The sequence below is a fragment of the Jiangella sp. DSM 45060 genome, from assembly GCF_900105175.1.
GTDB lineage: Bacteria > Actinomycetota > Actinomycetes > Jiangellales > Jiangellaceae > Jiangella.
On record NZ_LT629771.1, the window covers coordinates 6,417,137 to 6,442,718 of the forward strand.

22 protein-coding genes and 1 pseudogene are annotated in these 25,582 nt (G+C 72.9%); 7 read left to right on the forward strand and 16 right to left on the reverse strand.

Features of this window, described 5'->3' with window-relative positions; translation table 11 throughout:
• Window positions 1-16: 16 nt before the first annotated feature.
• Window positions 17-643, reverse strand: a complete 627-nt coding sequence (locus BLU82_RS28885; RefSeq protein WP_197682544.1) for a GNAT family N-acetyltransferase — start codon at window positions 641-643, stop codon at window positions 17-19.
• Window positions 640-1,203: a DUF664 domain-containing protein gene (locus BLU82_RS28890; RefSeq protein ID WP_092624345.1), complete on the reverse strand. Its 564-nt coding sequence runs from the start codon at window positions 1,201-1,203 to the stop codon at window positions 640-642. Before BLU82_RS28890 ends, BLU82_RS28885 begins: the two co-directional genes overlap by 4 nt.
• A 58-nt stretch (window positions 1,204-1,261) precedes the next feature.
• On the opposite strand from BLU82_RS28890, the gene BLU82_RS28895 reads away from it, so the two are divergent.
• Complete coding sequence (locus BLU82_RS28895; protein ID WP_092624346.1) at window positions 1,262-2,218, forward strand: YafY family protein; 957 nt, start codon at window positions 1,262-1,264, stop codon at window positions 2,216-2,218.
• A gap of 133 nt (window positions 2,219-2,351) precedes the next feature.
• Entirely contained in the window at window positions 2,352-3,527 is a 1,176-nt protein-coding gene (locus BLU82_RS28900) for an MFS transporter (RefSeq protein ID WP_197682545.1), read from the forward strand.
• A gap of 12 nt (window positions 3,528-3,539) precedes the next feature.
• Here the strand turns inward: BLU82_RS28900 and BLU82_RS35855 are convergent.
• Together BLU82_RS35855 and dnaB are read right to left on the reverse strand one after the other, a co-directional pair.
• Window positions 3,540-4,262: pseudogene (locus tag BLU82_RS35855) on the reverse strand (helix-turn-helix transcriptional regulator); the annotation flags it as partial.
• Window positions 4,263-4,908: 646 nt separating this feature from the next.
• On the reverse strand, window positions 4,909-7,833 hold the full coding sequence (dnaB, locus tag BLU82_RS28910; RefSeq protein WP_092624348.1) for a replicative DNA helicase: 2,925 nt from the start codon (window positions 7,831-7,833) through the stop codon (window positions 4,909-4,911).
• A 274-nt stretch (window positions 7,834-8,107) separates the two neighbouring features.
• Between dnaB and BLU82_RS28915 the strand changes: the two genes are divergently transcribed.
• Window positions 8,108-9,445: an MATE family efflux transporter gene (locus tag BLU82_RS28915; RefSeq protein ID WP_092624349.1), complete on the forward strand. Its 1,338-nt coding sequence runs from the start codon at window positions 8,108-8,110 to the stop codon at window positions 9,443-9,445.
• Here BLU82_RS28915 and BLU82_RS28920 read toward each other — a convergent pair.
• Window positions 9,442-10,419 carry a helix-turn-helix domain-containing protein gene (locus BLU82_RS28920; RefSeq protein ID WP_092624350.1) on the reverse strand — a complete coding sequence of 326 codons (978 nt, stop codon included), beginning with the start codon at window positions 10,417-10,419 and terminating at the stop codon, window positions 9,442-9,444. The genes BLU82_RS28915 and BLU82_RS28920 overlap by 4 nt on opposite strands.
• Window positions 10,420-10,548: 129 nt before the next feature.
• Here BLU82_RS28920 and BLU82_RS34865 point away from each other — a divergent pair, with 129 nt between their 5' ends.
• The 3 genes from BLU82_RS34865 (at window position 10,549) to BLU82_RS28935 (ending at window position 17,403) form a co-directional block, all read left to right on the forward strand.
• Complete coding sequence (locus BLU82_RS34865; protein ID WP_172885726.1) at window positions 10,549-13,890, forward strand: S8 family serine peptidase; 3,342 nt, start codon at window positions 10,549-10,551, stop codon at window positions 13,888-13,890.
• An 83-nt stretch (window positions 13,891-13,973) separates the two neighbouring features.
• On the forward strand, window positions 13,974-15,956 hold the full coding sequence (locus BLU82_RS28930) for an AarF/ABC1/UbiB kinase family protein (protein WP_092624352.1): 1,983 nt from the start codon (window positions 13,974-13,976) through the stop codon (window positions 15,954-15,956).
• Between the two features lie 73 nt (window positions 15,957-16,029).
• Entirely contained in the window at window positions 16,030-17,403 is a 1,374-nt protein-coding gene (locus tag BLU82_RS28935) for a glutamate decarboxylase (protein ID WP_092624353.1), read from the forward strand.
• On the opposite strand, the gene BLU82_RS28940 is transcribed toward BLU82_RS28935, so the two are convergent.
• The 10 genes from BLU82_RS28940 to BLU82_RS28985 form a co-directional block, all read right to left on the reverse strand.
• On the reverse strand, window positions 17,397-17,702 hold the full coding sequence (locus BLU82_RS28940; RefSeq protein ID WP_069109311.1) for a thiamine-binding protein: 306 nt from the start codon (window positions 17,700-17,702) through the stop codon (window positions 17,397-17,399). The genes BLU82_RS28935 and BLU82_RS28940 overlap by 7 nt on opposite strands.
• A 4-nt stretch (window positions 17,703-17,706) precedes the next feature.
• Window positions 17,707-18,804, reverse strand: a complete 1,098-nt coding sequence (locus BLU82_RS28945) for a hypothetical protein (RefSeq protein ID WP_092624354.1) — start codon at window positions 18,802-18,804, stop codon at window positions 17,707-17,709.
• A gap of 81 nt (window positions 18,805-18,885) precedes the next feature.
• Window positions 18,886-19,536 carry a response regulator transcription factor gene (locus BLU82_RS28950; protein ID WP_197682547.1) on the reverse strand — a complete coding sequence of 217 codons (651 nt, stop codon included), beginning with the start codon at window positions 19,534-19,536 and terminating at the stop codon, window positions 18,886-18,888.
• A complete protein-coding gene (locus BLU82_RS28955; RefSeq protein WP_197682548.1) occupies window positions 19,533-20,780 on the reverse strand; it encodes a sensor histidine kinase in 1,248 nt (415 codons plus the stop codon). Before BLU82_RS28955 ends, BLU82_RS28950 begins: the two co-directional genes overlap by 4 nt.
• Before the next feature lie 23 nt (window positions 20,781-20,803).
• Window positions 20,804-21,382, reverse strand: a complete 579-nt coding sequence (locus BLU82_RS28960; RefSeq protein WP_092624355.1) for a TetR/AcrR family transcriptional regulator — start codon at window positions 21,380-21,382, stop codon at window positions 20,804-20,806.
• 139 nt (window positions 21,383-21,521) lie between these two features.
• The gene (rplI, locus tag BLU82_RS28965; RefSeq protein WP_069109313.1) at window positions 21,522-21,968 is read right to left on the reverse strand and encodes a 50S ribosomal protein L9; all 447 of its coding nucleotides are present in this window, start codon (window positions 21,966-21,968) and stop codon (window positions 21,522-21,524) included.
• A 14-nt stretch (window positions 21,969-21,982) separates the two neighbouring features.
• The gene (gene rpsR / locus BLU82_RS28970) at window positions 21,983-22,219 is read right to left on the reverse strand and encodes a 30S ribosomal protein S18 (protein WP_026877935.1); all 237 of its coding nucleotides are present in this window, start codon (window positions 22,217-22,219) and stop codon (window positions 21,983-21,985) included.
• Between the two features lie 125 nt (window positions 22,220-22,344).
• Entirely contained in the window at window positions 22,345-22,869 is a 525-nt protein-coding gene (locus BLU82_RS28975; RefSeq protein ID WP_092624356.1) for a single-stranded DNA-binding protein, read from the reverse strand.
• 12 nt (window positions 22,870-22,881) lie between these two features.
• Window positions 22,882-23,172 carry a 30S ribosomal protein S6 gene (gene rpsF, locus BLU82_RS28980; protein WP_092624357.1) on the reverse strand — a complete coding sequence of 97 codons (291 nt, stop codon included), beginning with the start codon at window positions 23,170-23,172 and terminating at the stop codon, window positions 22,882-22,884.
• Between the two features lie 180 nt (window positions 23,173-23,352).
• Window positions 23,353-23,778 (reverse strand): hypothetical protein, encoded by a 426-nt coding sequence (locus BLU82_RS28985; RefSeq protein ID WP_092624358.1) that lies wholly within the window; start codon window positions 23,776-23,778, stop codon window positions 23,353-23,355.
• A gap of 247 nt (window positions 23,779-24,025) precedes the next feature.
• Between BLU82_RS28985 and BLU82_RS28990 the strand changes: the two genes are divergently transcribed.
• Complete coding sequence (locus BLU82_RS28990; RefSeq protein WP_092624359.1) at window positions 24,026-24,814, forward strand: deoxyribonuclease IV; 789 nt, start codon at window positions 24,026-24,028, stop codon at window positions 24,812-24,814.
• Between the two features lie 227 nt (window positions 24,815-25,041).
• On the opposite strand, the gene BLU82_RS28995 is transcribed toward BLU82_RS28990, so the two are convergent.
• Window positions 25,042-25,548, reverse strand: coding sequence for a MarR family winged helix-turn-helix transcriptional regulator (locus BLU82_RS28995; protein ID WP_092624360.1), 507 nt, complete (start codon window positions 25,546-25,548; stop codon window positions 25,042-25,044).
• Window positions 25,549-25,582 lie beyond the last annotated feature (34 nt).

Genomic DNA, 25,582 nt, shown 5'->3' on the forward strand with positions numbered 1-25,582 from the left:
CCCCGATCCGACACCCCTACGCGCCGAATTCCACCCGCATCACGACACGACGCTTGGTGGGGTGGCTGACCTGCGTGAACCCGGCGTCCTCGAACACCTGCCGGGCGCCGACGTGCAGCTCGCCCCACGTGATCTCCTTGCCCGGCTCGGTGAGCATCGGGTACGCCTCCAGCGCCCGGGCGCCGCGGTCGCGGGCGTGGCCGACGGTGGCCGCGGCGAGGTGGTAGGTCAGGCCGCGGCCACGGTAGCCCTTGCGGACGATCACGCAGGTCACGGCCCAGACGCCGGCGTCGTCGGGGTCCTCGTGGCGGCCCCGCCAGACCACCGGACTGCGACGGCGCAGCAGCGCCGGATAGTTCAGGCGCGGCTCGACCGCCACCCAGCCGGCCGGCTCGCCGTCGACGTAGGCGACGAGGCCGCTGGTCTCCGGCGCGTCCGGCTCGTCGCAGTGGGTCTGCTCCTCCTGCGCCGCGAGCCGCTCGTCGAACGTCGAGTCGCGCCACATCCAGCCCTCCACCTTGAACCACTGGCAGCGGCAGCGGGCCGCGTAGTCGGCCGTCCCGAAGACCAGGGAGAGGTCGTGCCAGGACGCCTCGTTCGCCGGGACGATCCGCACCCGATCGGCGTGGATCGGCTCCTTCACGACGCCTGGGGCTGGGGCGGGTCCTCGCCGACGCGCCCGTCGATGTTCTCGCGGAGCAGGTCGGCGTGCCCGGCGTGGCGGATGTAGTGCTCCACGGCGTCGACGAGGACGCGGCGCAGGTTGGGCTGCTCACCGGACTGGGTCGTGAAGATCGACGGCTGGTCCAGTCCGCCGCCGTTCGCGAGCACCGTCGCCCACGCGGCGCGCGACCGTTCGACCGACGCGCGCCACAGTCCGTACAGCTCGTCCGGTGTGTCGTTCGCGGCGGAGTGCCAGTCCCAGTCGGGGTCGGCGTCGAAGTTCTCCTGCTTCCACGGCTCGGGCATGTGGTCGCCGGTGATGAACTCGGCGATGCGCATGTCCTCGGCCAGCGCCATGTGCTTGAGCATCCCGCCGAGCGTCATCGTGGACGGCGGCAGCCTCGTGTTCAGCGCGTCGGCGTCGAGGCCGTCGCACTTCCAGGCGAACTGCGCCCGGGCGCGGTCGAGGGCGAACATCAGCATCTCGACCTCGTCGCCGGCCACCGACTCCTTGATGACGGTCAGGTCCTGTAGGTCCATGCCGGAACGCTAGGATCGGTTCCGGACGTTCTGCTTCCGGATCCGGAAAGATCTTGCGATGACGCACGACGCGAGCCCCACGGCACGGGCGCTGCTCGCCCTCGAACTCATCCAGTCCGGCCCCGGCATCACGGCCGAGCGGCTGGCCGACGCGCTGGGGGTCACCGAGCGGGCGGCCCGCCGCTACGTCGGCATCCTGCGCGAGGCCGGCCTGCCGATCGAGTCGGCCCGCGGCCCCTACGGCGGCTACCGGCTCGGCCGCGGCGTCCGGCTGCCGCCGCTGCTGTTCACCGCCCCCGAGGTGCTCGGCCTGGTCATGGCCGTCCTCGACGGTCACCACGACGCCGCCGACGCCACCGACCCGGTCGGCAGCGCGCTGGGCAAGCTGCTGCGCGCCCTGCCCGAGCCGATCGCCGAACAGGCCGAGGCGGTGCGGCGGACGACGGCCCCGGCGCCGGATCGCGCGGCCGCCCGACCGGACCCGTCGACGGCGACGACGCTCGTCCAGGCCTGCGCCGACCGCCGCAACGTCCGGCTCAGCTACCGCTCCGAGGCCGGCTCCGAATGGACCGCCGACGTCGAGCCGTGGGCCGTCGTCGTGCGGCACGGCCGCTGGTACCTGCTGTGCTGGTCGCACGGCTCCTCCGCGCGGCGGGCGTACCGCATCGACCGCGTCACGTCGGTGTCCGTGCTGACAACGCCGTTCACGCCGCCGCCCGGCCTCGACGCCGTCGCCGAACTGGAGGCGCACCTGGCCCGCGGCTGGGAGTTCGACACCGAGGTGATCATCGAGGGCCCGCTGGAGAAGGTGCGGCCGTGCGTAGCGCCCATGCTCGGCACGCTCGAGGCGATCGACGACGACACCACCCGGCTGACCGGCAGCACCAGCAACCCCTGGTGGTACGCCGAGCAGCTGGCCCGGCTGCCGGTGACGTTCCGGGTCGTCGGCTGCGTGGAGCTGCGGCACACCACCCGCGCCGTCGGCCAGCGCCTCGTCGACGCGTCCGGCCTGTAGCGCCCGCTGCGTCGACCGGCCGGCCGCCGGCCCAACCGGCCGCGGCCGCCGGCCCAACCGGCGGCGGCCGTGGGATCAAGGGGCCCGGCCGCGGGATCAACCGGCGGCGGCCGCCGTCGCGGAGGGTGGGTGGGTGGCCTCCCCGTCCCCGCGCGCCCAGCCGGCGCCGTCCGCCGTCCTGACCGACCGGCCCCGCTGGGCGCCCGTCGTCGCGCTCGCGGCCGGCATCGCGATGCTGGTCGCCAGCGAGTTCCTGCCGGCCGGTGTGCTGCCCGCGCTCGCGGCCGACGTCGGCGTCAGCGAAGGGGTCGCCGGGCTGGCCGTCGCGGCCACGGCGATCGCCGGCGCCGTCACCGCACCGAGCATCGCCGTCGTGCTGCCGCGCGCCGACCGGCGCACCGTCCTCGTCGGCCTGCTGCTCGTCGGGGCGGCGGCGAACCTCACGGTGGCGGTCGCGCCGACCTTCGCCGTGCTGCTGGCCGGGCGGCTGCTGCTGGGCGTGGCGATCGCCGGGTACTGGTCGTTCGCGTTCGGGGCCGGACTGTCCGCGGTGGGTGGGCGGGCCCGGGTCGTGTCGTCGGCGATGGCGTTCGGGGTCAGCGTCGCGACCGTCGTGGGGGTGCCGGTGGGCGCCGTCGTCGGGGACGTCGTCGGCTGGCGGGCCGCGTTCGGCGGGGCCGCGGTGCTGGGCCTGCTGGCGGCCGCCGGGCTCGCCCGCACGCTGCCGTCCGTCCCGGCGCACCCGTCCGCGGGCATCCGGATGCTGCGTGAGGCGCTGCGGCACCGCCGGCTGATGGCCGGGATCGGCTGCGTCGTGCTGGTGGCGTTCGGCAACTTCGCGGCGTACCCGTACATCCGCGTCGCCACGGAGCGGCTCGACGCCGGCGCGACGACGTGGCTGCTGCTGGCCTGGGGCGTCGGCGGCGTCGCCGGGACGATCGTGGCCGGCGCGGCCGCCGTCCGGCTGCGGCTGCTGGCCGGGCTCGCGCCGATGCTGCTCGGCGTCAGCCTGCTGGTCGCGACGGCCGATGCCCTACCGCTGCTGACGGTGGCGGTCGTGCTGTGGGGCTTCGCGTTCAACATGGTGCCCGTGGCGACCCAGCTCTGGGTGGCGCGGGTCGAACCCGAACGCGTCGAGTCCGCGATGTCGCTGCAGGTCACCGCGTTCCAGGTCGCCATCACGCTCGGCTCCGCGGCAGGCGGCGCCCTGCTCGACGCCTACGGCGTCGGTGTCCCGTTCGTAGTCGGCGCCGCTGCCGCCGTGGCCGCCGGGGTGGGGTTCGCGCTGCTGCGGATCCCGGCCCGCTGAGCGGTCGCGCCACTGTTGCGGCGCGACGCCGTGCTGGGCGGAGAAGGCACGGCTGAACGCGGCCACCGACCCGTACCCGACGGCGTACGCCACCTGCGTGACCGCCTGCCCGCCGCCGAGCCTGCGTCGCGCGTCCCACATCCGCACGTCGCGGAGCACCCGCATCGGGCTGCGGCCGGTGACGCGGCGGAACCGGTCGGTCAGCGCCGAACGGGACAGGTGGACGAGGCCGGCCATACGGTCCAGCGTCCACGCCTCCCCCGGGTGCGCCACGAGGGCCGCCACCACCGTCGCGACCTGCTCGTCGCCGCCGGCATCGTCCGCGCGCGAGGGCGCGTCCTCCAGCCAGGACGCCGTCATCGCGGCGCCCACCAGCCCCGCGTAGCTGGCCACGAACAGCGACGGATGACAGCCGTCGTTGATGGGGCAGGTCATGACGAGGCCGGTGACGCCGCGGTGGCGGTCGCTGAATGCCGTCACCACCAGCGGGCTCGGCACCGGATGCGCCGGCACGACCAGCCGCAGGTCGGCGACCAGCACGAACGCCGGCTCCGCCGCCACCACCCGGAACGCCGTCGTCGCCCCCACATACACGGCGTCGCCCGCCCCGACCCGCCGCCTCCCCGCCGCCGTCTCGACGTCGACGGACCCCTCCCAGACCAACGCCCACATCGACCCCGGCGCGTCGGCCAGCCGCTCAGCGGTGGCCAGCCGCACGCGGCGGACGGTGGACATCTCCCAGCGGGCCACCGCCCCGCCCGGGTCGGTGGACGCGGCCGGCTGCGGGCTCGGCAGGACTGCGGTCACACCCAGGACAGCCACCCCGCGCTGTCCGCATATTCCCGATCGTGTCGGCGGGGCTAAGCCACGCGGATGAGGACATAACCGCGGCGAAGGGACTCCGCGATGTTGTCGCGAAGCTCGCGCTCGACCCGTTCCCGCAGGTCAGCAGGCGTCTTGCAGCCGCACGCCGCGCCGGCACCCGAACCGTACCCAGCCGGCTGGTCGACATTGCATCGCAACTGGGGTGGTACCGGCCGCTCGATGGGAACGCAAAGCGAGTGCTCGCAGTAGTGGCGGCCGACGAGCCGGACTGAGCAGCGTTGGATTCTTGGCATGTTCGCCTCCTGGTCGAGACCCGGTGTTGGGTCAATCGGGGCGAGGCCTTACGCTGAGAAACGTAGATGGCGCGCAAGTGCCTCTGTTGGGACGGGCGTTGGCGCGCCCGTCCCAACTTCTTTCCTGTAGGTGGCCCACCTGAGCTGCGGGTTAACCGTTTGTGCCTGTGGATGACAGGCTGTGCCCCAGATGTCACCACTGTAATTACACAGATGTTCACTTCTGCAGCGCGAGCACAATGGATTTTCCTAGGCTGGTCCTCTCACTGGGCCATGTCGACGAAGCGGCTGTAGTGGCCCTGGAAGGCGACCGTGATGGTGGCGGTGGGGCCGTTACGGTGCTTGGCCACGATGAAGTCGGCCTCACCCGCGCGCGGCGACTCCTTCTCGTAGGCGTCCTCGCGATGCAGCAGGATGACCATGTCGGCGTCCTGCTCGATCGAGCCGGATTCGCGCAGGTCGGACAGCATGGGCTTCTTGTCCTGGCGCTGCTCGGGGCCGCGGTTGAGCTGGCTCATCGCGATGACGGGGACCTCGAGCTCCTTGGCCAGCAGCTTGAGCGCCCGGGAGAACTCGGCGACCTCCTGCTGTCGGCTCTCGACCCGCTTGCCGCTGGTCATCAGCTGGAGGTAGTCGATGATGACGAGGCGGAGGTCGTTGCGCTGCTTGAGCCGCCGGCACTTGGCGCGGATCTCCATCATCGTCATGTTCGGCGAGTCGTCGATGTAGAGAGGTGCGCTGGACACCTCGCCGGTGCTGCGGGCGATGCGGTTCCAGTCGTCGTCGGTCATCTGGCCGGAGCGCATGTGGTGCAGCGGGACCTTCGCCTCGGCGGAGAGCAGTCGCATGGTGATCTCGTTGCGGCCCATCTCCAGCGAGTACACGACCGACGTCAGCCCGTGCTTGATGGACGCCGCCCGGGCGAGGTCCAGTCCCAGGGTCGAGTTGTGCGTGGGGATGCAGGATCGACCGGCGAGGTAGAGGTGGTCGGCGGCATCGACCTCGACGCAGCGGACGGGAACGGAGGGAACGGGACGGACGTCGACGACCATGCGTGCCGTAGGGCCGCTGCCGAGACGCTGCCGCCGCAGCTTGCGCCCGAGCCGGAACACGGGGTCGCGCGGCGTGAAGGTGATGCAGTACGACGTGGAGCTGGCTTCAGAGCGGCCGCGGACCCGCTTGGTGGTCATCCGCGCCCGGTAACCGAGCGAGTGGACGAGCTCGAGCGTGGTCTCGGCGAGACGGCGGTTGGTGACCGCGAACTGCACCACGCCGTTGGCGTTGACGTACCCGTCGGTGTCGAGCAGGCCGGCGAGGAGTGCCCGGCGCTGCTGGATCGAGGCTCGGAGGTAGTCGCGCGGGATGTGCTTGTCGCCGAGGACCCCCATGGTGCGCAGCACCGCCTGGACCGTGCCGTGGTGCCGATGGCAGGCATCGCAGCGCCGCAGCCCGGTCGACGGCCGGCCGCAGTCGGGGCAGGTCGGCGCCACGGCGACGCCGGCCAACCCGCGGACCCGTCCGCCGCAACGCCGCCCGCAGGTGCGGACCTGGCTGGTCTTGGGCACGAACGTGGCACCGCAGACGACACACGAGCGCTCGGCGACCGGCGCGGGATCGGGGTACCGCAACGAGTAGAGCCGGCCGTCCGCAGACTCGACCCGCAGGCCCTCGCGGCGGATCTCCTCAGCGATCTCCGGGTCGTCGGAGGTGAACCGGGCCGCCGCGCTGTGACCGTCGCCGAGCCAGACGCCGAGGGCGTACGGCGGCAATGGCAGGTCGCGGTCGGGCAGGTCGAACGCACCGGCCAGCCGCACCGCGTGGTTCAGCCGCCCGTCCCCGCCTTCGCAGCGCAGCGTGGCGGCCAGCTCCTCCGTCGTGACGATGCCCGAGTGTTCCGCGGCGGCCCAGCTGCCCACCGGACGGGAGACCCGGTGCGCGAGCTCGCCGAGTAGACGACGACGCGAGTACACCGGCACCCGCTGCTCGGCGGGCCGTGCCGACCCGCCGGTACGACGTGCAGCCAGGACGTCGACGCCGACCGCCTGGACCGCGCCGTGGACGGCGTGCCGGAACTCGGTGCCGACCTCGGCGACGGCCTCGGCCGCGGTGACGAGGCGGTCGGCTTCGGTCTCGGCCCGCCGCGCGATCGCACAGGCCCGGCCCACGGATGCGTCCGGCCAGTAGAAGCGGCGCGGGCGCCGTTCGCTCGCCGCACGCCGGGCGGCGCGGGTGGTGGTGGCCCACTGGTGCTGGGCATCGGCCACGATGACCGTGCCGTCGGAGAACTCGACCTCGTAGCAGGGACGATCGGCCATGACCTCGGTCGCGCCGACGACCTTGGTGGGCCGGCCGTCGGCGCCGATGAGAAGGTCGCCGACCCGGACCTCACCCATGGTGGTCCAGCCCGTCGGTGTCGGCAGCGGGGTGTCCAGTGCCAGCGCCTTGCCGACGGCGGGGCGCGCGGCCAGGATGATCAGCTGGCCGGGGTGCAGGCCGTTCGTCAGAGCGTCGAGGTCGGTGAAGCCGGTGGGGACGCCGACCATCTGGCCGCCGCGCGAGCCGATGGCCTCGATCTCGTCGAGCGTGCCCTCCATGATCTCCGAGAGCGGGTGGTAGTCGTCGGACGCCCGCTTCTCGGTGATGGCGTAGATCTCGGCCTGCGCGCGGTCGACGATGGCGTCGGCGTCGCCGTCGTCGCTGTAGCCCATCTGGGTGATGCGGGTGCCGGCCTCGACGAGGCGGCGGAGCATGGCCCGCTCGCGGACGATCTCGGCGTAGAAGCCGGCGTTGGCCGCCGACGGCACGGAGGAGACGAGGGTGTGCAGGTACGGCGCGCCGCCGACCCGGCCCAGCTCGCCCCGCTTCTGCAACTGCGCGGCGACGGTGACGGCGTCGGCGGGCTCGCCGCGGCCATAGAGGTCGATGATGGCCTCGTAGACCGCCTCGTGCGCCGGGCGGTAGAAGTCGTTGCCGCGGATGATCTCGACGACGTCGGCGATGGCGTCCTTCGACAGCAGCATGCCGCCCAGCACCGACTGTTCGGCGGCGACGTCCTGCGGTGGCGTGCGACCGTAGTCGGCCGGGGCCTCCTCCCGGCGATCCGGCAGCTCCGCGACGCTCACGCACACACCTCCGGCACCGGGTCGTCCATACACATGTTCTAACAGCCGCCGCTGTTTGGTGAACATATGGCCCGCGTCGGCGCGTCGCCAAGTCGATGATCCACAGGAGCTGTGGACGAGCTGTGGAGGGGTGTGGAGACGCCGTGTAAACGATCATCCCCAACTGTGGACAAGCCTGGGGACAGCGCCCCGCCGAGTTGTTCACAGCTCGAACGTCTTACCAGTTCACGAGCGACATGCGTCGCCCTCGGGGTGTGGACGGAGATCCACAGAGCAAGATCTCAGATAGCGAGACGACGGTCACGCGATGACAGGTGTCACCCCTACCGTCGGTCCTGCCATGATTCGACATCCGTTCCGACGGCACGCGGCCGACGGCGAGATCGTGCGGCTCGCGCTGCCCGCGCTGGGCGCGCTCGTCGCCGAGCCGCTGTTCCTGCTGACCGACTCCGCCATCATCGGCCACCTCGGCACCCCCGAGCTGGCCGGCCTCGGCATCGCGTCAACGGTGCTGGCGACGCTGGTGAACGTGTCGATCTTCCTCGCGTACGGGACGACGGCCGCGGTGGCGCGGCGGCTGGGCGCCGGTGACCAGGCCGGGGCGCTGCGCTCGGGCATCGACGGCTGCTGGCTGGCCGTCCTGATCGGCGTCGCGACGGTGGCCGCCGGCTGGCCGCTGACGCCGTGGGTGGTGTCGCTGTTCGGGCCGGGCGACGACGTGGCCGGGCACGCGGAGACGTACCTGCGCATCAGCCTGCTCGGCATCCCGTCGATGCTGCTGGTCCTCGCCGCGACCGGCGTCCTGCGCGGCCTGCAGGACACGCGGACGCCGCTCTACGTCGCGGTGACGGGCGCGGTCGCGAACGTCGTGCTCAACGTCGTGCTGGTGTACGGGCTCGACCTCGGCATCGGCGGCTCCGCGCTGGGCACCGTCCTCGCCCAGACCGGCATGGCCGCCGTGTTCATCCGGGTCGTCGCGCGCGGCGCCCGGCAGGCCGGGGTCGGGCTGCGCCCGGACGGGCGCGGCGTCGCGCAGGCGTTCGGCGCGGGCATCCCGCTGATCGTCCGGACGGTCGCGATGCGGGCCGCGCTCATCGTCATCACGGTGGTGGCGGCCGGGCTGGGGACGGCGGAGCTGGCGGCGCACCAGGTGGCGTTCACGACGTGGACGCTGCTGGCGCTCATCCTCGACGCGGTCGCGATCGCCGCCCAGGCGCTGGTCGGCCGCGCGCTCGGCGCCGGCGACGTGGACGGCGCACGGTCGATCACCCGGCGCATGGTGCAGTGGGGCGTGCTGTCGGGGTTCGCGCTCGCCGTGCTGCTGCTGGTCGTCGGCAACGGCTACGCGCGGCTGTTCACGTCCGACCCCGAGGTGCGGACGCTGCTGTTCGCCGCGCTGGTGGTGGCCGCGGCGATGCAGCCGATCGCAGGGTGGGTGTTCGTGCTCGACGGCGTGCTGATCGGCGCCGGGGACGGGCGCTACCTGGCCTGGGCGTCGGTGCTCTCGGTGGTGGCGTTCCTGCCGGCGGCCTGGGCCGTCGCCGTCGCGGACGTGTCCGGGCAGGCCGGCCTCATGTGGCTCTGGGCCGCGATCGGCGTGTGGATGCTGGTCCGGCTGGTCACGCTGGCCCTGCGGGAACGCAGCGACACGTGGATGGTCACCGGGGCAGTGCGCTAGGCCCAGCCGTGCTTGGCGGCCTGGAAGCCGAGCTGCAGCCGGGTGTCGGCGCCGGCGGCGTCCATCAGGACGCGCACCCGCCGCTGCACCGTCCGCAGCGACATGTCCAGCATGTTCGCGATCGCCTGGTCGGTCAGCCCGGCCAGCAGCAGCCCGAAGATCCGGGCGTCGAGGGTGGTCAGCCCGGACGGCGGCCGCTCGGCCAGGCCTCCGCCGGTGCCGAGAACCAGCGGGACCGCCTCGTCCCAGACCTTGTCGAACAGCGCCATCAGCGCGTCGAGCAGCCCGCTCTGGTGCACGAGCAGCGCGCCGACGGCCCGCGCCTCGCCGGACACCAGCGGCACCAGCGCGATCTGCCGGTCGACCACGAGCAGCCGGATCGGCACCAAGGGCGCGACCCGCACCTCCTCGCCGTCGGCGAGGGCGGCCTCGGCGGCTGTCGCGAAGCCGGGACGGTCGAACGCGGCCCGCTCGAGGACGACGCGGAAGCGGACACCGCGTTCGACGGCGGCCTCCTCGGCGGTGTTCTCCTCGCCGGAGATCGCGACGACCTCCGCCTTCGTCAGCCCGAGCACCTCGGACCGGGCCGACGCCTGCAGCTGCATGAACCGCTGCGCGACGGCCTGGGCGCCGTAGACGACGTCGACCACGTCGCCGACGCTGCGGTCGGACTCGGTGCGCCGGTACGCCTCGGTCAGCGCGGCGATCTCGACCTCGGCGCGACGCAGCTCCTCCTGCCGGTCGACGACGAGGGCGGCCAGCGCGACGGACGGCGGCGAGGCGACGTAGTGCTCGGGGCTGGCGCTGGACCGGGCGGCGAGGCCGCGGCGCTCCAGTGACGCCAGCGCCGTCGCCGCCTCGCCGGGCCGCAGGCCGAGCCGCGCGGCCAAGGCGGCGACGTCGGCCGACGGCACCTCGACCAGCGCGCGATAGGCGGACTCCTCCGCATCACCCAGCCCGAGCACATCGAACACGATGCCTCCTCTGCCCGCAGGTCGTCGCTGGCGGATACCGGTCATGGCGCATTCGCGCCAGTATGCATTGTCCTGAATCGTGGCAGATTTACGAATGTTCCGTCTCCCTCCCGAAAGCGGGGCCGAACCGTGCCTGCCCTCCGCCGCACCGCCGCCGCGCTGGCCCTCGCGCTGGCCACACTGCCCCTCTCCGGCCAGGCCGCCGCGCCCGCGGACGACCCGCCCGCGACGCCGCTGCCGCAGCTCCCTGACGGGGTCGAGTCCGGCGGCGTCCGCACCGTCACGCTGATCACCGGCGACGTCGCCGTGCTGACGTACGGCCGCGACGGTGCGCCGGCCGTACGGGTGCAGTCCGACGATCCCGGCGGCTACGACGTGCGCACCGAGGGCGACGACGTGTACGTCATCCCGGCGTCGGCCGAGCAGGCGCTGGCCGAGAACCGCGTCGACCGGCAGCTGTTCAACGTCACCGGGCTGGTCGAGCAGAGCCTGGACGACGCCTCGACCGGCAGCATCCCGCTGATCGTCACCTATGCCGGCGGCGCCGCAGCCTCCCGCGGCGCCGCCCTCCCCGCCGGGACGGAGCGGACGGCGAGCCTGCCGTCGATCGGCGCCGACGTTCTCGACGCGGACAAGGCCGTCACCGAGTCCGTCTGGAACGCCGTCGTGCCGCAGCCGACGGCGTTCGGCCGGCAGGTGGAGAAGATCTGGCTGGACGCGCGGGTCGCGCCGGTGCTGGACGAGAGCGTCCCGTACGTCGGCGCGCCGGACGCGTGGGCGGCCGGGTTCGACGGCGCCGGCAGCACCGTCGCCGTCCTCGACACCGGCATCGACGCCGAGCACCCGGACGTCGCCGACGCACTCGTCGTGGCCGAGAACTTCACCGACAGCCCCGACGCCGTCGACCGCGACGGACACGGCACCCACGTCGCGTCGACGGTGCTCGGCTCCGGCGCGGCGTCCGGCGGCGACTACCGCGGCGTCGCGCCGGGCGCGGGCCTGCTGGTCGGCAAGGTGCTCGGTGACGACGGCTTCGGCGAGCTGTCGTGGATCATCGCCGGCATGGAGTGGGCCGTCGCGCAGGGTGCCGACGTCGTCAACATGAGCCTCGGCAACAACGAGCTAGGCGCCTGCGACGACCCGATGGTGCAGGCGGTCGACGCGCTGTCGGCGGCGTCGGACACGCTGTTCGTCATCGCGGCCGGCAACCTCGGCGGCCCGGCCGAGACCGTCACCAGCCCGGGCTGCGCCGCCAGCGCGCTGACCGTCGCCGCGGTCGACCTCACCGACGCGACGGCGAGCTTCTCCGGCCGCGGGCCGGTGGCGGTGACGCGCGCCGTCAAGCCCGACATCGCCGGGCCGGGCGTCGACATCACTGCCGCCCGCGCCGGCGGCCGGGGTGACGCCGCGTACACGGACATGAGCGGCACGTCGATGGCGACCCCGCACGTCGCCGGCGCCGCGGCCGTCGTCCGGCAGGCGCACCCGGACTGGACCGGCGAGCAGGTGAAAGCGGCCCTGCAGAGCACGGTCCGCCCGGACAACGACACCGACGTCTACGACCAGGGCGCCGGCATCCTCGACGTCGCGAAGGCGGCGACGGCGCAGCTCAGCGGCCCCGGCACGGTCGACCTCGGCACGCTGGCCTGGCCGCACGAGCCGGCCGAGGCGGTCACCACCGACGTCGTCTACACGAACACCGGCGACGCCGACGCGACACTGACGTTCACCCTGGACGCCCGCGGCGAGAACGGCGCCGCGCTGCCGGACGACGCGGCGACGCTCGGCGCGACGACGCTGACGGTCCCGGCCGGCGGCACCGCCGCGCTGCCCGTCACGTTCGACCCGTCGGTCCTCGACTACGGGCACTACGGCGCCGTCAGCCTCCGGCTGGTCGCGCGCGACGGCGACGCCACCGTCGTCACCCCGATCGGCGCGTATGCCGAGCCGCAGCAGGTCGACGTCACGTTCCGGGTGATCGGCCGCGACGGCGAGCCGGCCGGCGACGGCAGCACTCTGGACGTCTTCGACCTGGACAGCATCGCCGCCCAGCGGATCAGTCTCGACGGCGCGGACGTCACGCTGCGGCTACGCGCCGGCACGTACTCGATCGCCTCGACCGTCGCCGTCCTCGACCCCGAGACGTTCCAGGTCACCGAGGCGGCGTTCCTGGCCGAGCCGGAACTGCGGCTGCTCCGCGACCGCACGGTGACGTTGGACGCCCGCCGCGCGCTGCCGGTGAAGGTGCGCACCGACCAGCCGATGCGCATGCACAGCGGCAGCGTGTCGTACGCCCGCATCGTCGACAACTGGATCCTGTCCAACACCCGCTACTTCCGCGAGGGCATGGACACCCTGTACCTGGGCCGGATGGCCGACGTCGAGCGCGGCGCGTTCGACGTGACGGAGTCGTGGCTCTACACGACGCCCGACGGCGGCACCGACTACCACCTCGTCTACCCGCACACCGGGGCGATCACGACGCGCGACGTCAACCACCGGGTCGAGCAGGACCAGCTGGCCCGCATCGACTCGACGTACAACACGCCCGGCAGCCCGGACCGGTACGCGCAGTACCTCGACGCGTACAGCACCCAGCGGGAGGCGTTCGTCCCGCTCGGCGACGTCATCCAGTTCGACGCGCCCGGCACCCGGACCTCGTACGTCACCGCGGACGTGCCGGTGCGCCAGACCGTGATCCACCCCGACGGCACCATGTGGTACTGGGGCACACCGATGTCGTCGGCGACCCGGCCGCTGGATCCGGGCAGCACCACCGCCGAGACCTGGTACGGCGCCGGGCTGCGACCCGCCGTCCCGGCCGACGCGCAAGGCCCGTACGACCCGTCCGGCCGCATCGGGAACCTCATCTGGACCAACCTCCCGGCGTGGGCGGACAGCCAGCCCGGCCACTTCGCCTGGAACGGGCTGAACGACCTCGGCAGCATGGAGCTGTTCGCGAACGGCCAGTCGCTGGGTGCGTGGGGCTGGTACGGGCAGGGCCAGTGGGACGTCCCGGCCGCCGCGACCGACCTCGCGCTCGTCTACGACCTCGTCCGGTTCGACCGCAGCCACTCGACCTGGCAGTCGCCGCTGTTCACCCAGACCAGCTGGCGGTTCACGTCCTCGGCGGCGGACGGCGGCGCGCTGCCGCTGCTGTTCCCGACGTACGACGTCGAGGTCGACGGGCAGAACCGGGCCGCTGCGGTGGACGGCTACCGCGTCGAGGTCGGCGTCGAGGCGACCCCCTCGTACGAGCACGGCTCACTCACCGGCGCCGCCGCCTGGGTGTCCTACGACGACGGCGAGACCTGGGCCGAGGTGCCCGCGACGCTGGACGGCGACACCGTCGTCGCGACCGTCGACAACCGGCCGGCCGCCGGCGGGTACGTCTCGGTCAAGGTCGAGCTGACCGAAGCGAACGGCGTCGGCGTCACCCAGTGGACCCAACGCCTGTACGGCGTCGTCTGAGGGCGGGTTGCCGGGCCGCTCGGGGTTCCACCCTGCGAGACTGTCGCGGACAGTGAGCCGAACCCCGAGGGGCCCGACCCGCCATGGATGTACTGACGTTCCCGATCGTCGCGACCTTCTCGATCCTGACGGCGCTGGTCTTCGGGCTGATCGCGCAGCGGCTGCTGGGCGTGCGGCTCGGGCTGTTCCGGCTGCTGCTGACCGGCGCATTCGCGATGATCGTCGGGCCGCTGATCATGTACGCGCTGCTCGGCCAGTTCACGTGGTCACCGCAGGGCACCCCCGAGCAGGGCGAGGGCTGGGTCGTCTTCTGGTTCGCACTGCTGGGCAGCGTGCTGACGGTGCTCGCGTCGATGGCGTTCCTCGTGGTCATCGAGGCGTTCGTGCCGATGGGCTCGCTGCCGCCGGCGCTCGTGTGGGGCCGCGGGCTGCTGGGCCGGCTGCGCCGCACCCGGCGGTACTGGCAGATCATCGGCATCGCGATGCGGCACGGCCTCGGCTCGTACCTGCGTGGCACGCGCGACCGCGCCCTGGACGTGCCGTCCGGACGGGCCCAGCTGGGCCGGGCGCTGACGAACACCCTGAACGCGGGCGGCGTGACGTTCGTGAAGCTCGGCCAGATCCTCGCCACCCGCCGCGACGTGCTGCCGGCCGAGGTGGCCGACGAGCTGGCCCGGCTCCAGGACGACGCCACACCGGTGCCGTGGCCGGAGGTCGAGAAGGTCATCGTCGCGGAGCTGAACGCGCCGGTCGAGGACGTCTTCGCCGAGTTCGACCGCGAGCCGCTGGCTGCCGCGTCCGTCGGCCAGGTGCATCTCGCCCGGCTGCACAGCGGCGCCGAGGTGGTCGTCAAGGTGCAGCGCCCCGGCATCCGGCCGGTCGTCGAGCGCGACCTCGACATCGCCGCCCGACTGGCCGCGCGGCTGGAGTCGGGCACCCGGTGGGGTCGCCGCATGGGCGTCCGCCCGCTGGCCGCCGGCCTGGCCGAGGCGATCCGCGAGGAGCTCGACTACCGCATCGAGGCCGAGAACATCACCGCCGTGGCGACCGCGCCGAGCCGCCAGCCCGACGTCGTCCTGCCGGAACCGCACCTCGCGCTGTGCACCGAGCGGGTGCTGGTGATGGACCGCCTGCAGGGCACGCCGCTGAACCGCGCCGACGTCGTCATCCGGCAGCACGACTTCGACCGCGACGCCCTCGCGACGACCCTGCTGGACTGCCTGCTGCGCCAGATCGTCCTCGACGGCATCTTCCACGCCGACCCGCACGGCGGCAACATCTTCCTGCTCGACGACGGCCGGCTCGGGCTGCTCGACTTCGGCTCGGTCGGACGACTCGACGGCGCCCTGCGCGACGCCCTGCAGCGGCTGCTCGTCGGCGTCGACCGGGGTGACCCGCTCGCCGTCAGCGACGCGCTGCTGGAACTGGTGCCGCGGCCGGACGAGATCGACCAGCAGCAATTGGAGCGCGACATCGGCCGGTTCATGGCCCGGCACACGTCCGGCACGCCCAGCACCGGGGTCCGGATGTTCGGCGACCTGTTCCGGGTGGTCGCCGACCACGGCCTGGCCATCCCGCCGGAGATCGCCGCGGTGTTCCGCGCGCTGGCGACGGCCGAAGGCACGCTGACGCGGCTCACGCCGCGGTTCGACCTCATCGGCAGCGCCCGCTCGCTGGCCAGCGGCTACGTCGAGGAACAGTACGGTCCGGAGCATCTCAAGCGGGCGGTCACCGAGGAGCTGGCCGCCCTGTTGCCGATCCTGCGCCGGCTGCCGCGCCGCGTGGAGCGCATCGCCAGCGCCGCCGAGCACGGCCGGCTGGGCATCAACATCAGGCTGCTCGCCGACGAACGCGACCGCGCCGTGCTGACCACGATGCTGCACGAGGTGCTGCTGACCTTCCTCGCCGCGACCACCGGCATCATGGCCGTCCTGCTCATCGGCACCAGCGGTGGGCCGCAGCTCACCGAGGACGTCCGGCTGTACGAGCTGATCGGCTACAACATGCTGGTGATCAGCGCGATCCTGGCGCTGCGCGTGCTCGCCCAGATCTTCCGCCGCGGCTGACCCCCACCGCCCCACACCGCTCTCATCCGTTCCGGGTGAGTCCACGGCGCCGCGCGGCTCCTAGCGTCGGGGCATGGTCACGCATCCCGACACCTACGACGACCGCTACGGCAACACGTTCCTGCAGCGACCGGCGCCGGACGATCGGCTGCCGCAGCAGGGGATGCCGGCTGTCGACGCGCTGCGGTTGCTGGGCGAGGAACTGGTGCTGGACGGCATCCCGATGCGCAATCTCGCCACGTTCGTGACGACGTGGATGGAGCCGGAGGCGCAGCGCGTCATCGCCGACAACCTGCACCGCAACTACATCGACCACGCCGAGTACCCGCAGACCGCGCTGATCGAGCAGCGCTGCATCCGCATGCTGGCCGACCTCTTCCACGCGCCCGGTCCGACCACCGGCACCCGCACGCAGGGCTCGTCCGAGGCGATCATGCTCGGGGCGCTGTCGCTGAAATGGAAGTGGCGGCAGCGGCGCGAGGCGGCACGGCAGAGCACCGACCGGCCGAACCTGGTGTTCGGCGGCGACGTCCACGTCGTCTGGGAGAAGTTCTGCCGTTACTTCGACGTCGAGCCGCGGATCATCCCGCTGCGCCCGGACCGCCTCACCATCGGCCCGAGCGACGTCGAGCCGCACGTCGACGAGAACACCATCGGCGTCGCTGCGGTGCTCGGCACCACGTTCACCGGGCACTCCGACGACATCTCCGGCATCAACGACCTGCTGGTGCGGCTGCGCGACGAGAAGGGGCTGGACGTCCCGCTGCACGTCGACGCGGCCAGCGGCGGGTTCGTGTGGCCGTTCCTCTTCCCGGACACGAGGTGGGACTTCCGGCTCGAGCAGGTGCGTTCGATCAACGTGTCCGGGCACAAGTACGGGCTGGTCTACCCGGGCATCGGCTGGCTGGTGTTCCGCGGCGACGACGACCTCGCCGAGGACCTCGTCTTCTACGAGAACTACCTGGGCAAGAAGGACGCGACGTTCACGCTGAACTTCTCCACCAACGCCAGCATGGTGCTCGCGCAGTACTACAACTTCGTCCGCTACGGACACGACGGCTACCGCGCGATCATGCAGACGATGCAGACCAACGCGAAGGCGCTGGCCGAGCGGATCGTCGACGCCGGCGACTTCGAGCTGGTCGGCCACCCCGACGCGGAGCAGCTGCCGCTGGTGGCGTTCCGGCTGGCCGGCGAGCACGACTACGACGAGTTCGACGTCGCCGGTCAGCTGGCCGGTGAGCACGGCTGGATGCTGCCGGCCTACTCGCTGCCGCCGAACGCCGAGGACGTGACGATCATGCGGGCGCTGGTGAAACAGACCCTCGGCCGCTCGCTGGCCGACACGCTGGCCGACGACCTCGCGCACGCGTGCACGACGCTGGACGCGAAGGGCGGGCTGCACGAGCGCGAGCGCCGCCGGGTGAAGTCGGGGACCGGCTACTGAGCCTGCTTGCGCGCCAGCGCCGCCTCGAGGCGATCGACCTTGCCGGTGATCTCGCCGGTGTGACCGGGCCGGATGTCGGCCTTGAGCACCAGGCTGACGCGGTGGCCGTGGCGGCCGACCGCCTCGCAGGCGCGCTTGACGACGTCCATGCACTCGTCCCACTCGCCCTCGATGGTGGTGAACATGGAGTCGGTGCTGTTCGGCAGCCCAGAGGCCCGGACGACGGCGACGGCGTCGGCCACCGCCTCGGACACGGACTCGCCGGTGCCGGACGGTGCGACGGAGAACGCGATGAGCATGCCGTCATCGTAGGCCGCAGTCCGCGCAGCTCCCACGGCGGCGCAGCCAGTACGCCAGCGTCCCCCAGCCCAGCGCCGCACCCCACACCGGCCACAGCAGCGCCGGCCCGAAGGCGGCCCATTCCTGCGAGTTCAGCAGGTCCTGGGTGAGGCCCACCTTGATCAGCCCCAGTCCACCCGAGGTCGCGAGCACCGCCACCACCGACGCCGGGACCACGGCCAGACCGACCGGCACCCGGCGGCCGCGCAGCACCGGGATCCAGCGCGGGAACACCTCGCCCCACCGCTGCACCAGGCCTAGCGTCAGCACCGTCCCCACCAGCGCGAACGACGCCAGCCAGGCGCCGGCCCAGAGCGATCCGTCGGCCAGCCCGTCCGCGTGGTCCTGCTCGTCGATGCCCAGCGGGATCCCGGCCACCCAGATCCACCGGGTGACGGCGTACAGCGCTGGGATCGCGGCCGCCACGTAGACCGCCGGACGGGCCCAGCGCAGGACCGTCGCGACCGCCGCCGACCGGTCCGGGCGTCCGCACCGCGCGCAGCTGCCCACCGTCCGGCGGGCGTAGACGACGGTCGCCGCAGCCCAGAGGAACCCACCCGCGATCGCCACGGCCTGATGCACGTGCTCGACGCCGAGCGCGTCGGCCACCTGCCCGCGGATCTCCGCGTCGAACGGCGCCTTGAACACGATCATCGGCAGATAGCCGACGAGGGCCAGGATCCTGGTGTCCGGCACGACCACCAGCAGGACCACCGCCATCGTGCCGCCGAGGCCGACCGCGAACCGCCGCCACCAAGGCGGCACCGCCACGCCGGGACGGTACCGGGCCATGACGGCGCCCGTGCCGGCGGCGGCCAGCGCGACCGCGGCGAACAACGGGGCGCCGACGTCGGCCGGGACGCCACCGAGCAGCGACGTCTCCCGGTCCGGGTCGGACGCTCCCATGGGGAAGCCGGCGCCGGTGAGCGTCCAGCCCAGCGCCGTCAGCCCGTAGCCGAGCGCCCACACCGTCGCGGCCCACGGCGCCCACTCGGGCCAGCGGCGCAGCACGCCGCTTCGGGCCGGGCCACGCTCCGCGGCCGTCATCGTCGTCGAGTTCATGCCTCGACCTTCGCCGGTCGACGGTGGCCGCGGCCTCCCGCCGCCCGGTGAACCGCCTCCCCCGCCGGGGGGATCGCGGGTTCAACGTGGGCTGATGAAACCGGACTCGTAGGCGGCGATGACGGCCTGGGTGCGGTCGCGGACGCCGAGCTTGGTGAGCACGTTGCCGACGTGCGTCTTCACCGTCTCGACGCCGACGACGAGCTCGGCGGCGATCTCGGCGTTGGATCGACCGGCCGCCACCAGCCGCAGCACCTCGGCCTCCCGCTCGCTCAGCCCGGCGCCGGCCAGCGCGTCGCCGCCGTTGCCGCCGTGCGACGCGGCCAGTCCGCGGATGGCGGCCGGGAACAGCAGCGAGTCGCCGCGGGCCACCGTCCGGACGGCCTGCACGATCTGCTCCGGCCGGGCCCGCTTGAGCAGGAACCCGTGCGCACCGGCACGCAGCGCCTCGTACACGTAGTCGTCGTTCTCGAAGGTCGTGACGACGAGGATGCGCGGCGCGTCGTCGCGGCGGCTGAGCAGCCGGGTCGCCTGGATGCCGTCGACGGCGGGCATCCGCACGTCCATCAGCACGACGTCCGGGCGCGACCGCGTCACCAGCGGCCCGACCTCCGCGCCGTCGGCCGCCTCGTCGACGACGCGCAGGTCCGGCTCGGCGTCGATGATGGCCCGCAGGCCCGCCCGCACCAGTGGCTCGTCGTCCACCAGCAGCACCGTGATCTCGTCCGTCACCGGCCCTCCCGCCCCGGCAGGTGCACCCGCACCCGCCACACCCCGTCCGCGGCCTGCGCGGACAACTCTCCGCGCAGCAGCCGCACGCGCTCTCGCATGCCGCGCAGCCCGCGGCCACCGTTGGCCCGCGACGACGGCGGCGTGCCGTCGGGCAGCGGGTTCGACACGTCGATGTCCAGACCGTCCGCCGTCGCGGCCACCCGCAACCGGACCGGCACGTGCGCCGCGTGCCGGGCCGCGTTCGTCAGGCCCTCCTGCACGATGCGGTACGCCTCACGCGACAGCGCCGGCGGCACGGCGGCCAGGTCGCCGTCGACCGTCGCCTCGAGGTCCATGCCCGTGGTGCGGGTGTCGTCGATCAGGCGCGGCAGATCGGCCAGCGTGCGCTGCGGCGAGGCGGCGTCGTCAGGGGCCGTGCCGCCCGCGCGGAGCACGCCCAGCACGTGATCGAGGTCCTCCATGGCGGCCCGGCCTGCCTCCTCGACCGCGAGCAGCGCGCGGCGGGCGAACTCCGGATCGGAGTCGAGCACCCGGCGCGCGGCCGCCGCCTGCAGCGTCGTCACCGTCAGGGCGTGGCCGACGGAGTCGTGCAGGTCGCGGGCCAGCCGGTTGCGTTCGGCGAATTCCTGCGCCTGCGTCTCCATGGCCAGCCGCAGCTCGGCCGGCGACGGGCCCAGCAGCAGCGGCGCGAGCCACGCCAGCAGCGCGCCCAGCCCGGCCACCAGGTACGCCGTGGCGACGACCAGCCCGAGACCGAGCAGCACCGCCCACACCCCGCCGACGGCGTCGAGCACCGCCAGCCCGGAGATGCCGGCACCGTCGTCCAGCCCCAGCCCGCGCACCACCAGCAGGACGGCCGTCGGCGCGGAGAACAGCACCGCCGCCATCGCCGCACCACCGCTGACCAGGTGCAGCACGTACCACCCGGCGCCGAACAGCCGGCTCTCCCACGGCGGGTCGGCGGCAGGGTCGGGCAGGTCGACGTCGAGCAGGCCGCGGGTCGCGGTGATCTCCAGTGCCCGCATCGCCGGCAGGAACGGCGGCACCGTGCCGATGACGAACGTGACCGCCGCCAGCACCCCGGCCGGCACGTAGGGCGTGCCCGGCTCGGTGAACAACTGCACGAACGCGACGATCAGCAACACGTACGGCAGCAGGATGACGCCGCCGAGCAGCAGGTGCACGCCCCGGCGGACCAGCCGGCGCCCGGCGAGCGGCGCGACGATGCTCCGGAGCGCTCCCACGCCCCCGATTGTCGCAGGCGCCGTCAGGGCAGCGGGCGCTCGCCGTCGTCGTCGGGCAGCATCGACAGCGCGACCGCGCACGCGGCGTCGAAGATCTCGTCGGTGGTCGCCTCGGTGTCGCTCATGATCATCGGCGCGCCGTGCAGCGCGAAGAACGCCATGCGCCCGCACAACTGCACCGGCAGCGGGTCGCGCGGGTCGACGACGAAGTCGAGCAGCACCCGCATGCGCCGGCTCAGCGCGTCGCCGCACGCGTGCACCCGCAGCGCGGGCTGGTTCTCCATCAGGAACCGCAGCAGTGGCGTGCCCTGCCCGCGGATCGCCTTGGCGTACCGCTCGATCAGCTCGCGCCGGTTCTCGGCCGTCGGCTCCTGGCCACGGGCCCAGTCGACCACTTCGTCGACCGCCGTCAGCAGGTCGTCGACCAGGCTCTGGACGATGTCGTCCTTGCTCTTGAAGTAGTAGTAGAGCGACGCCTTCGTCATGCCGAGACGCTCGGACAGCTCGCGCAGGGACGTCTTGTCGTAGCCCTGCTCGGCGAACAGCTCCAGCGCGACATTCTGGATGCGCGTTCGCGTGCTGCGCGGGTCTCGGTCGAGCATGGGGCTCCGTCATCGTGGGGGGTCGTGCAGTGAACGTACCCAGATGCGGGAAAGGTTCCACGTCAACGACCCGGTGCGGACGCACGAAGGCCCGCGAGCCGGCATGGTGCCGGCGCGCGGGCCTTCGGTGAGACGAGTCTCAGGCCGGGACGACCTCGAGCGCGACGTTCGCCGCGACCTCGGGGTGCAGCCGCACCGTGACGCTGTGGGTGCCGACCGTCTTGATCGGGCTGCCCACCTCGATGCGGCGCTTGTCGATGGCCGGGCCACCGGACGCCGTGACGGCCGTCGCGATGTCGGCCGAGGTGACGGCGCCGAACAGGCGACCGGAGTCGCCGGCCTTGGCGACCAGCTTCACGGCCGTGCCCTCGAGCTGGGCCTTGACCGCACGAGCGGAGTCGAGGTCGGCGAACTCGCGGGCCGAGCGGGCGCGGCGGATGGAGTCGATCTCCTTCTGCCCACCCTTGGTCCACGCGATCGCGAAGCCACGCGGCACGAGGTAGTTGCGGCCGTAGCCGTCCTTGACCTCGACGACGTCACCGGCGGCACCGAGCCCCGGCACTTCCTGGGTGAGAATCAGCTTCATGGCGTCCTCTCCCCTCAGCGAGCCGTCGAGGTGTACGGCAGCAGCGCCATCTCGCGGGCGTTCTTGATGGCCGTGGCGACGTCGCGCTGGTGGCGCGTGCAGTTGCCGGTGACGCGACGGGCCCGGATCTTGCCGCGGTCGGAGATGTACTTGCGCAGCAGCGAGGTGTCCTTGTAGTCGACGTAGTCGACCTTGTCCTTGCAGAAGGCGCAAACCTTCTTCTTCGGCTTGCGCAGCGGGGGCTTTGCCATCGTGGTGCTCCTCCTTCGGGGAGCCCGGTCGCCTCGCTGGCCGCGGCTGACCGGGATGGGTTGACGGGCGCGTTCCCGAACGGGGTGGCCTCCAGAGCCGCCCCGGAACGCTGATTACCTGGTGATCAGAACGGGGGCTCGTCGGACGAGGGTCCGGCCGGAGCGCCCCAGGGGTCGTTGCCGCCGCCCTGCTGCGGCGCACCGCCGCCGGACGGGGTGGCCCACGGGTCGTTGCCACCGCCGGAAGGCTGGCCACCGCCACCGAAGCCGCCGCCACCGCCGGACCGCTGGGTCCGGGTGACCTTGGCCGTGGCGTAGCGCAGGCTCGGGCCGATCTCGTCGACGTCGAGCTCGATGACCGTGCGCTTCTCACCCTCGCGGGTTTCGTACGAGCGCTGCTTGAGCCGGCCCGTCACGACGACCCGCATACCGCGCTGCAGCGACTCGGCGGCGTTCTCGGCCGCCTGACGCCACACCGAGCACGACAGGAACAGCGGATCGCCGTCTTCCCACGTGCTGGTCTGCCGGTTGAACGTGCGCGGCGTGGACGCGACGCGGAAGTTCGCGACCGCGGCGCCGCTGGGCGTGAAGCGCAGCTCAGGGTCGTCGGTCAAGTTGCCGACGACCGTGATGACGGTCTCGCCTGCCATTGGTGGTCCCTCTCAGTGGGCTTCCGGCCGAACGACCTTGGTACGCAGCACCGTCTCGGAGAGTCCGAGCTGGCGGTCGAGCTCTGCCACGGTGTCGGCCTCGCACGTGACGTCGAGCACCGCGTAGATGCCCTCGCTCTTCTTGCTGATCTCGTACGAGAGCTTGCGGCGGCCCCAGACGTCGATCTTCTCGACCGAGCCACCGGCCTCACGTACGACCCCGAGGTACTGCTCGAGGCTGGGCTGCACGGTGCGCTCCTCGGACTCGGGGTCCAGGATCACCATGACCTCATAGCGACGCATGCCGGATCACCTCCTGTGGTCTTCGCGGCCACGGTCTCTCCGTGGCAGGAGGGCTGAACGTCGATGGCCCGGTCGGATGCACACAGGTCCGTGCACGACCAGGCCGCAGGCAAGGTTACCAGCGTTGAGCCGAAACGCCGATTCCGTCATCCACAGGGGTTGACCTGCGCTCACGAACCGTCAGAAATCGGTCCCGGCCTCCAGTCGCTGCCGCAGCAACCGCTCCAGCGGCATCGACTCGCCGTCCCGCGCGCCGACGCCCACCTGCAGCGGCGGATCGGACGGAGCGATGCGCACGCCGGCCAGCCGCGACCGCGCCGACCGGGGCACGTCCATCAGGTAGAACCCGCCGTCCTCGCCGACCGCCATCGCCTGGTTGCGGCGGACGTACCAGCCGCGGAGCCCGGTCCGGTACCGGACGGCGCCGTCGGCAGCACGTGCCCGCAACGGCCCCGGCGCGATGCCGGCGGCGGTCATCGCGGCGACGAACTCCGCGACGATCTCCTTCGCCCGCTCCGTCTCGGCCGCCTGCTTGCGCGCCAGCGCCTCGGCCTGCGCCCGGACGACGTCCCCCCGCCGCTCCCGCCAGTTCCCCTCACCACTCACCCCAGCACTTTACGAGGGCGCGGTGCGCGGCCGGCCCTGACGCTCCCGCGCGGCGCGGACCGCACAAGCGAGCCCGCGCGGACCGCAACGGCGTGCGGCGGTGGGGGGACGCCGGCAGGGGTAGGCTGCGGGCGTCCGAGCGAGGAACGAGCGAGGCGGGCGGGGCCGGCGTCCCCCCACCGCCGCACGCAAGCAACCTGAGGCCGGCGGGCCCACGCTGTCAGAGCGGCGCGATAGCGTCTGAGACATGGCTGAGCAGCGCATCGGAGCCCACGTGAAGCTGGGCGATCCCATCACGGCGTCGAAGTCCACCGGGGCCGGCGCGGTGCAGATCTTCCTGGGCGACCCGCAGGACTGGAAGGCGCCGAAGCTGGCGTACCCGGGCGGCGCCGAGGCGCTGAAGGCCGACGCCGAAGCGGCGGGGCTGACGGTGTACGTGCACGCGCCGTACGTCGTGAACGTCGCCACCACGAACAACCGCATCCGCATCCCGAGCCGGAAGATCCTGCAGCAGCACGTCGACGTCGCGGCGCAGGTCGGCGCGGCCGGGTTGGTGGTGCACGGCGGCCACGTGCTGAAGGGCGACGATCCTCAGGCCGGCGTCGACAACTGGCGCAAGGCGGCCGAGCAGCTCGACGCCAAGGTGCCGGTGTTCATCGAGAACACCGCGGGCGGCGACTACGCCATGGCACGCAAGCTCGACCGGCTGGCCGCGCTGTGGGACGCCGTCGGCGAGTTCGGGTTCGGGTTCTGCCTCGACACCTGCCACGCGTTCTCGGCCGGCATCGCGCCCGAGGACATGGTGGAGAAGACGCGCGCCATCACCGGGCGCATCGACCTCGTGCACGCCAACGACAGCCGCGACCCGTTCGACTCCGGCGCCGACCGCCACGCCACCATCGGCACCGGCAGCATCGGCGGCGAGGCCATCGTCGCGGTCATCGAGGCGGCGGGCACCGACGCCATCGTCGAGACGCCGGCCGAGGGCCAGGAGGCCGACGTCGCCTACCTACTCGACCACGTCAAGGCCCGCTGACGGCCGTGCGCGGGCAGCAGCTCGGCGGGCCCGGCGCCCGGGTGACGCCCGCAGCCCAGCCAGCCCGGTGTCCAGGTGACGCCCGCAGACCAGCGAGGCCGGTGTCCGGGGATGCCGGCAGGGGTGGGCTGCGGGCGTCCGAGCGAGGAACGAGCGAGGCGGGCGGGGCCGGCATCCCCGGACACCGGCCGGACTCACCGCGCAGCCGGCCGGCAGCCCCCCAACGGTCAGGCGTCGACGTGCGGCCGCGCCCGGGCCGCCTCCGCCACGCCGGCGACGGCCTCGGGCCGGACGGTGTCGCGGACGATGCGCAGCGCCTCGGTCAGTGCCTCCAGTTGCTCCGGCGTCAGCAGGCCGGTGTACCAGCGGTCGACGTCCTCGATGTGGTCGGCGACGGCGGCCGTCACCCGTTCGAGGCCGGTGTCGGTGAGCACGGCCCAGGTGCCGCGGCGGTCGGTGTCGCAGCTGGCGCGCACCACCAGGCCGGCCCGCTCCAGCCGGTCGACCACGCGGGTGACGCCACTGGTGGTCAGGCTGGTCTGCGCGGCGAGGTCGCTCATGCGCAGCTGGCAGTTGGGCGTGCGCCCCAGTCGCAGCAGGATCTCCAGCTCGTTCTCGGACAGGCCGTGGCGGCCCAGGCGGGCGGCGAACTTCTGCGTCAGCCCCCGGTGCACCTCGACGAGCAGGCCGACGGCGGTGAGCCGGTCGTCGTCGATGATTCGCGTCGTCGCCATAGATGCTGATGCTAACAATGGTTGACGGCGCAAA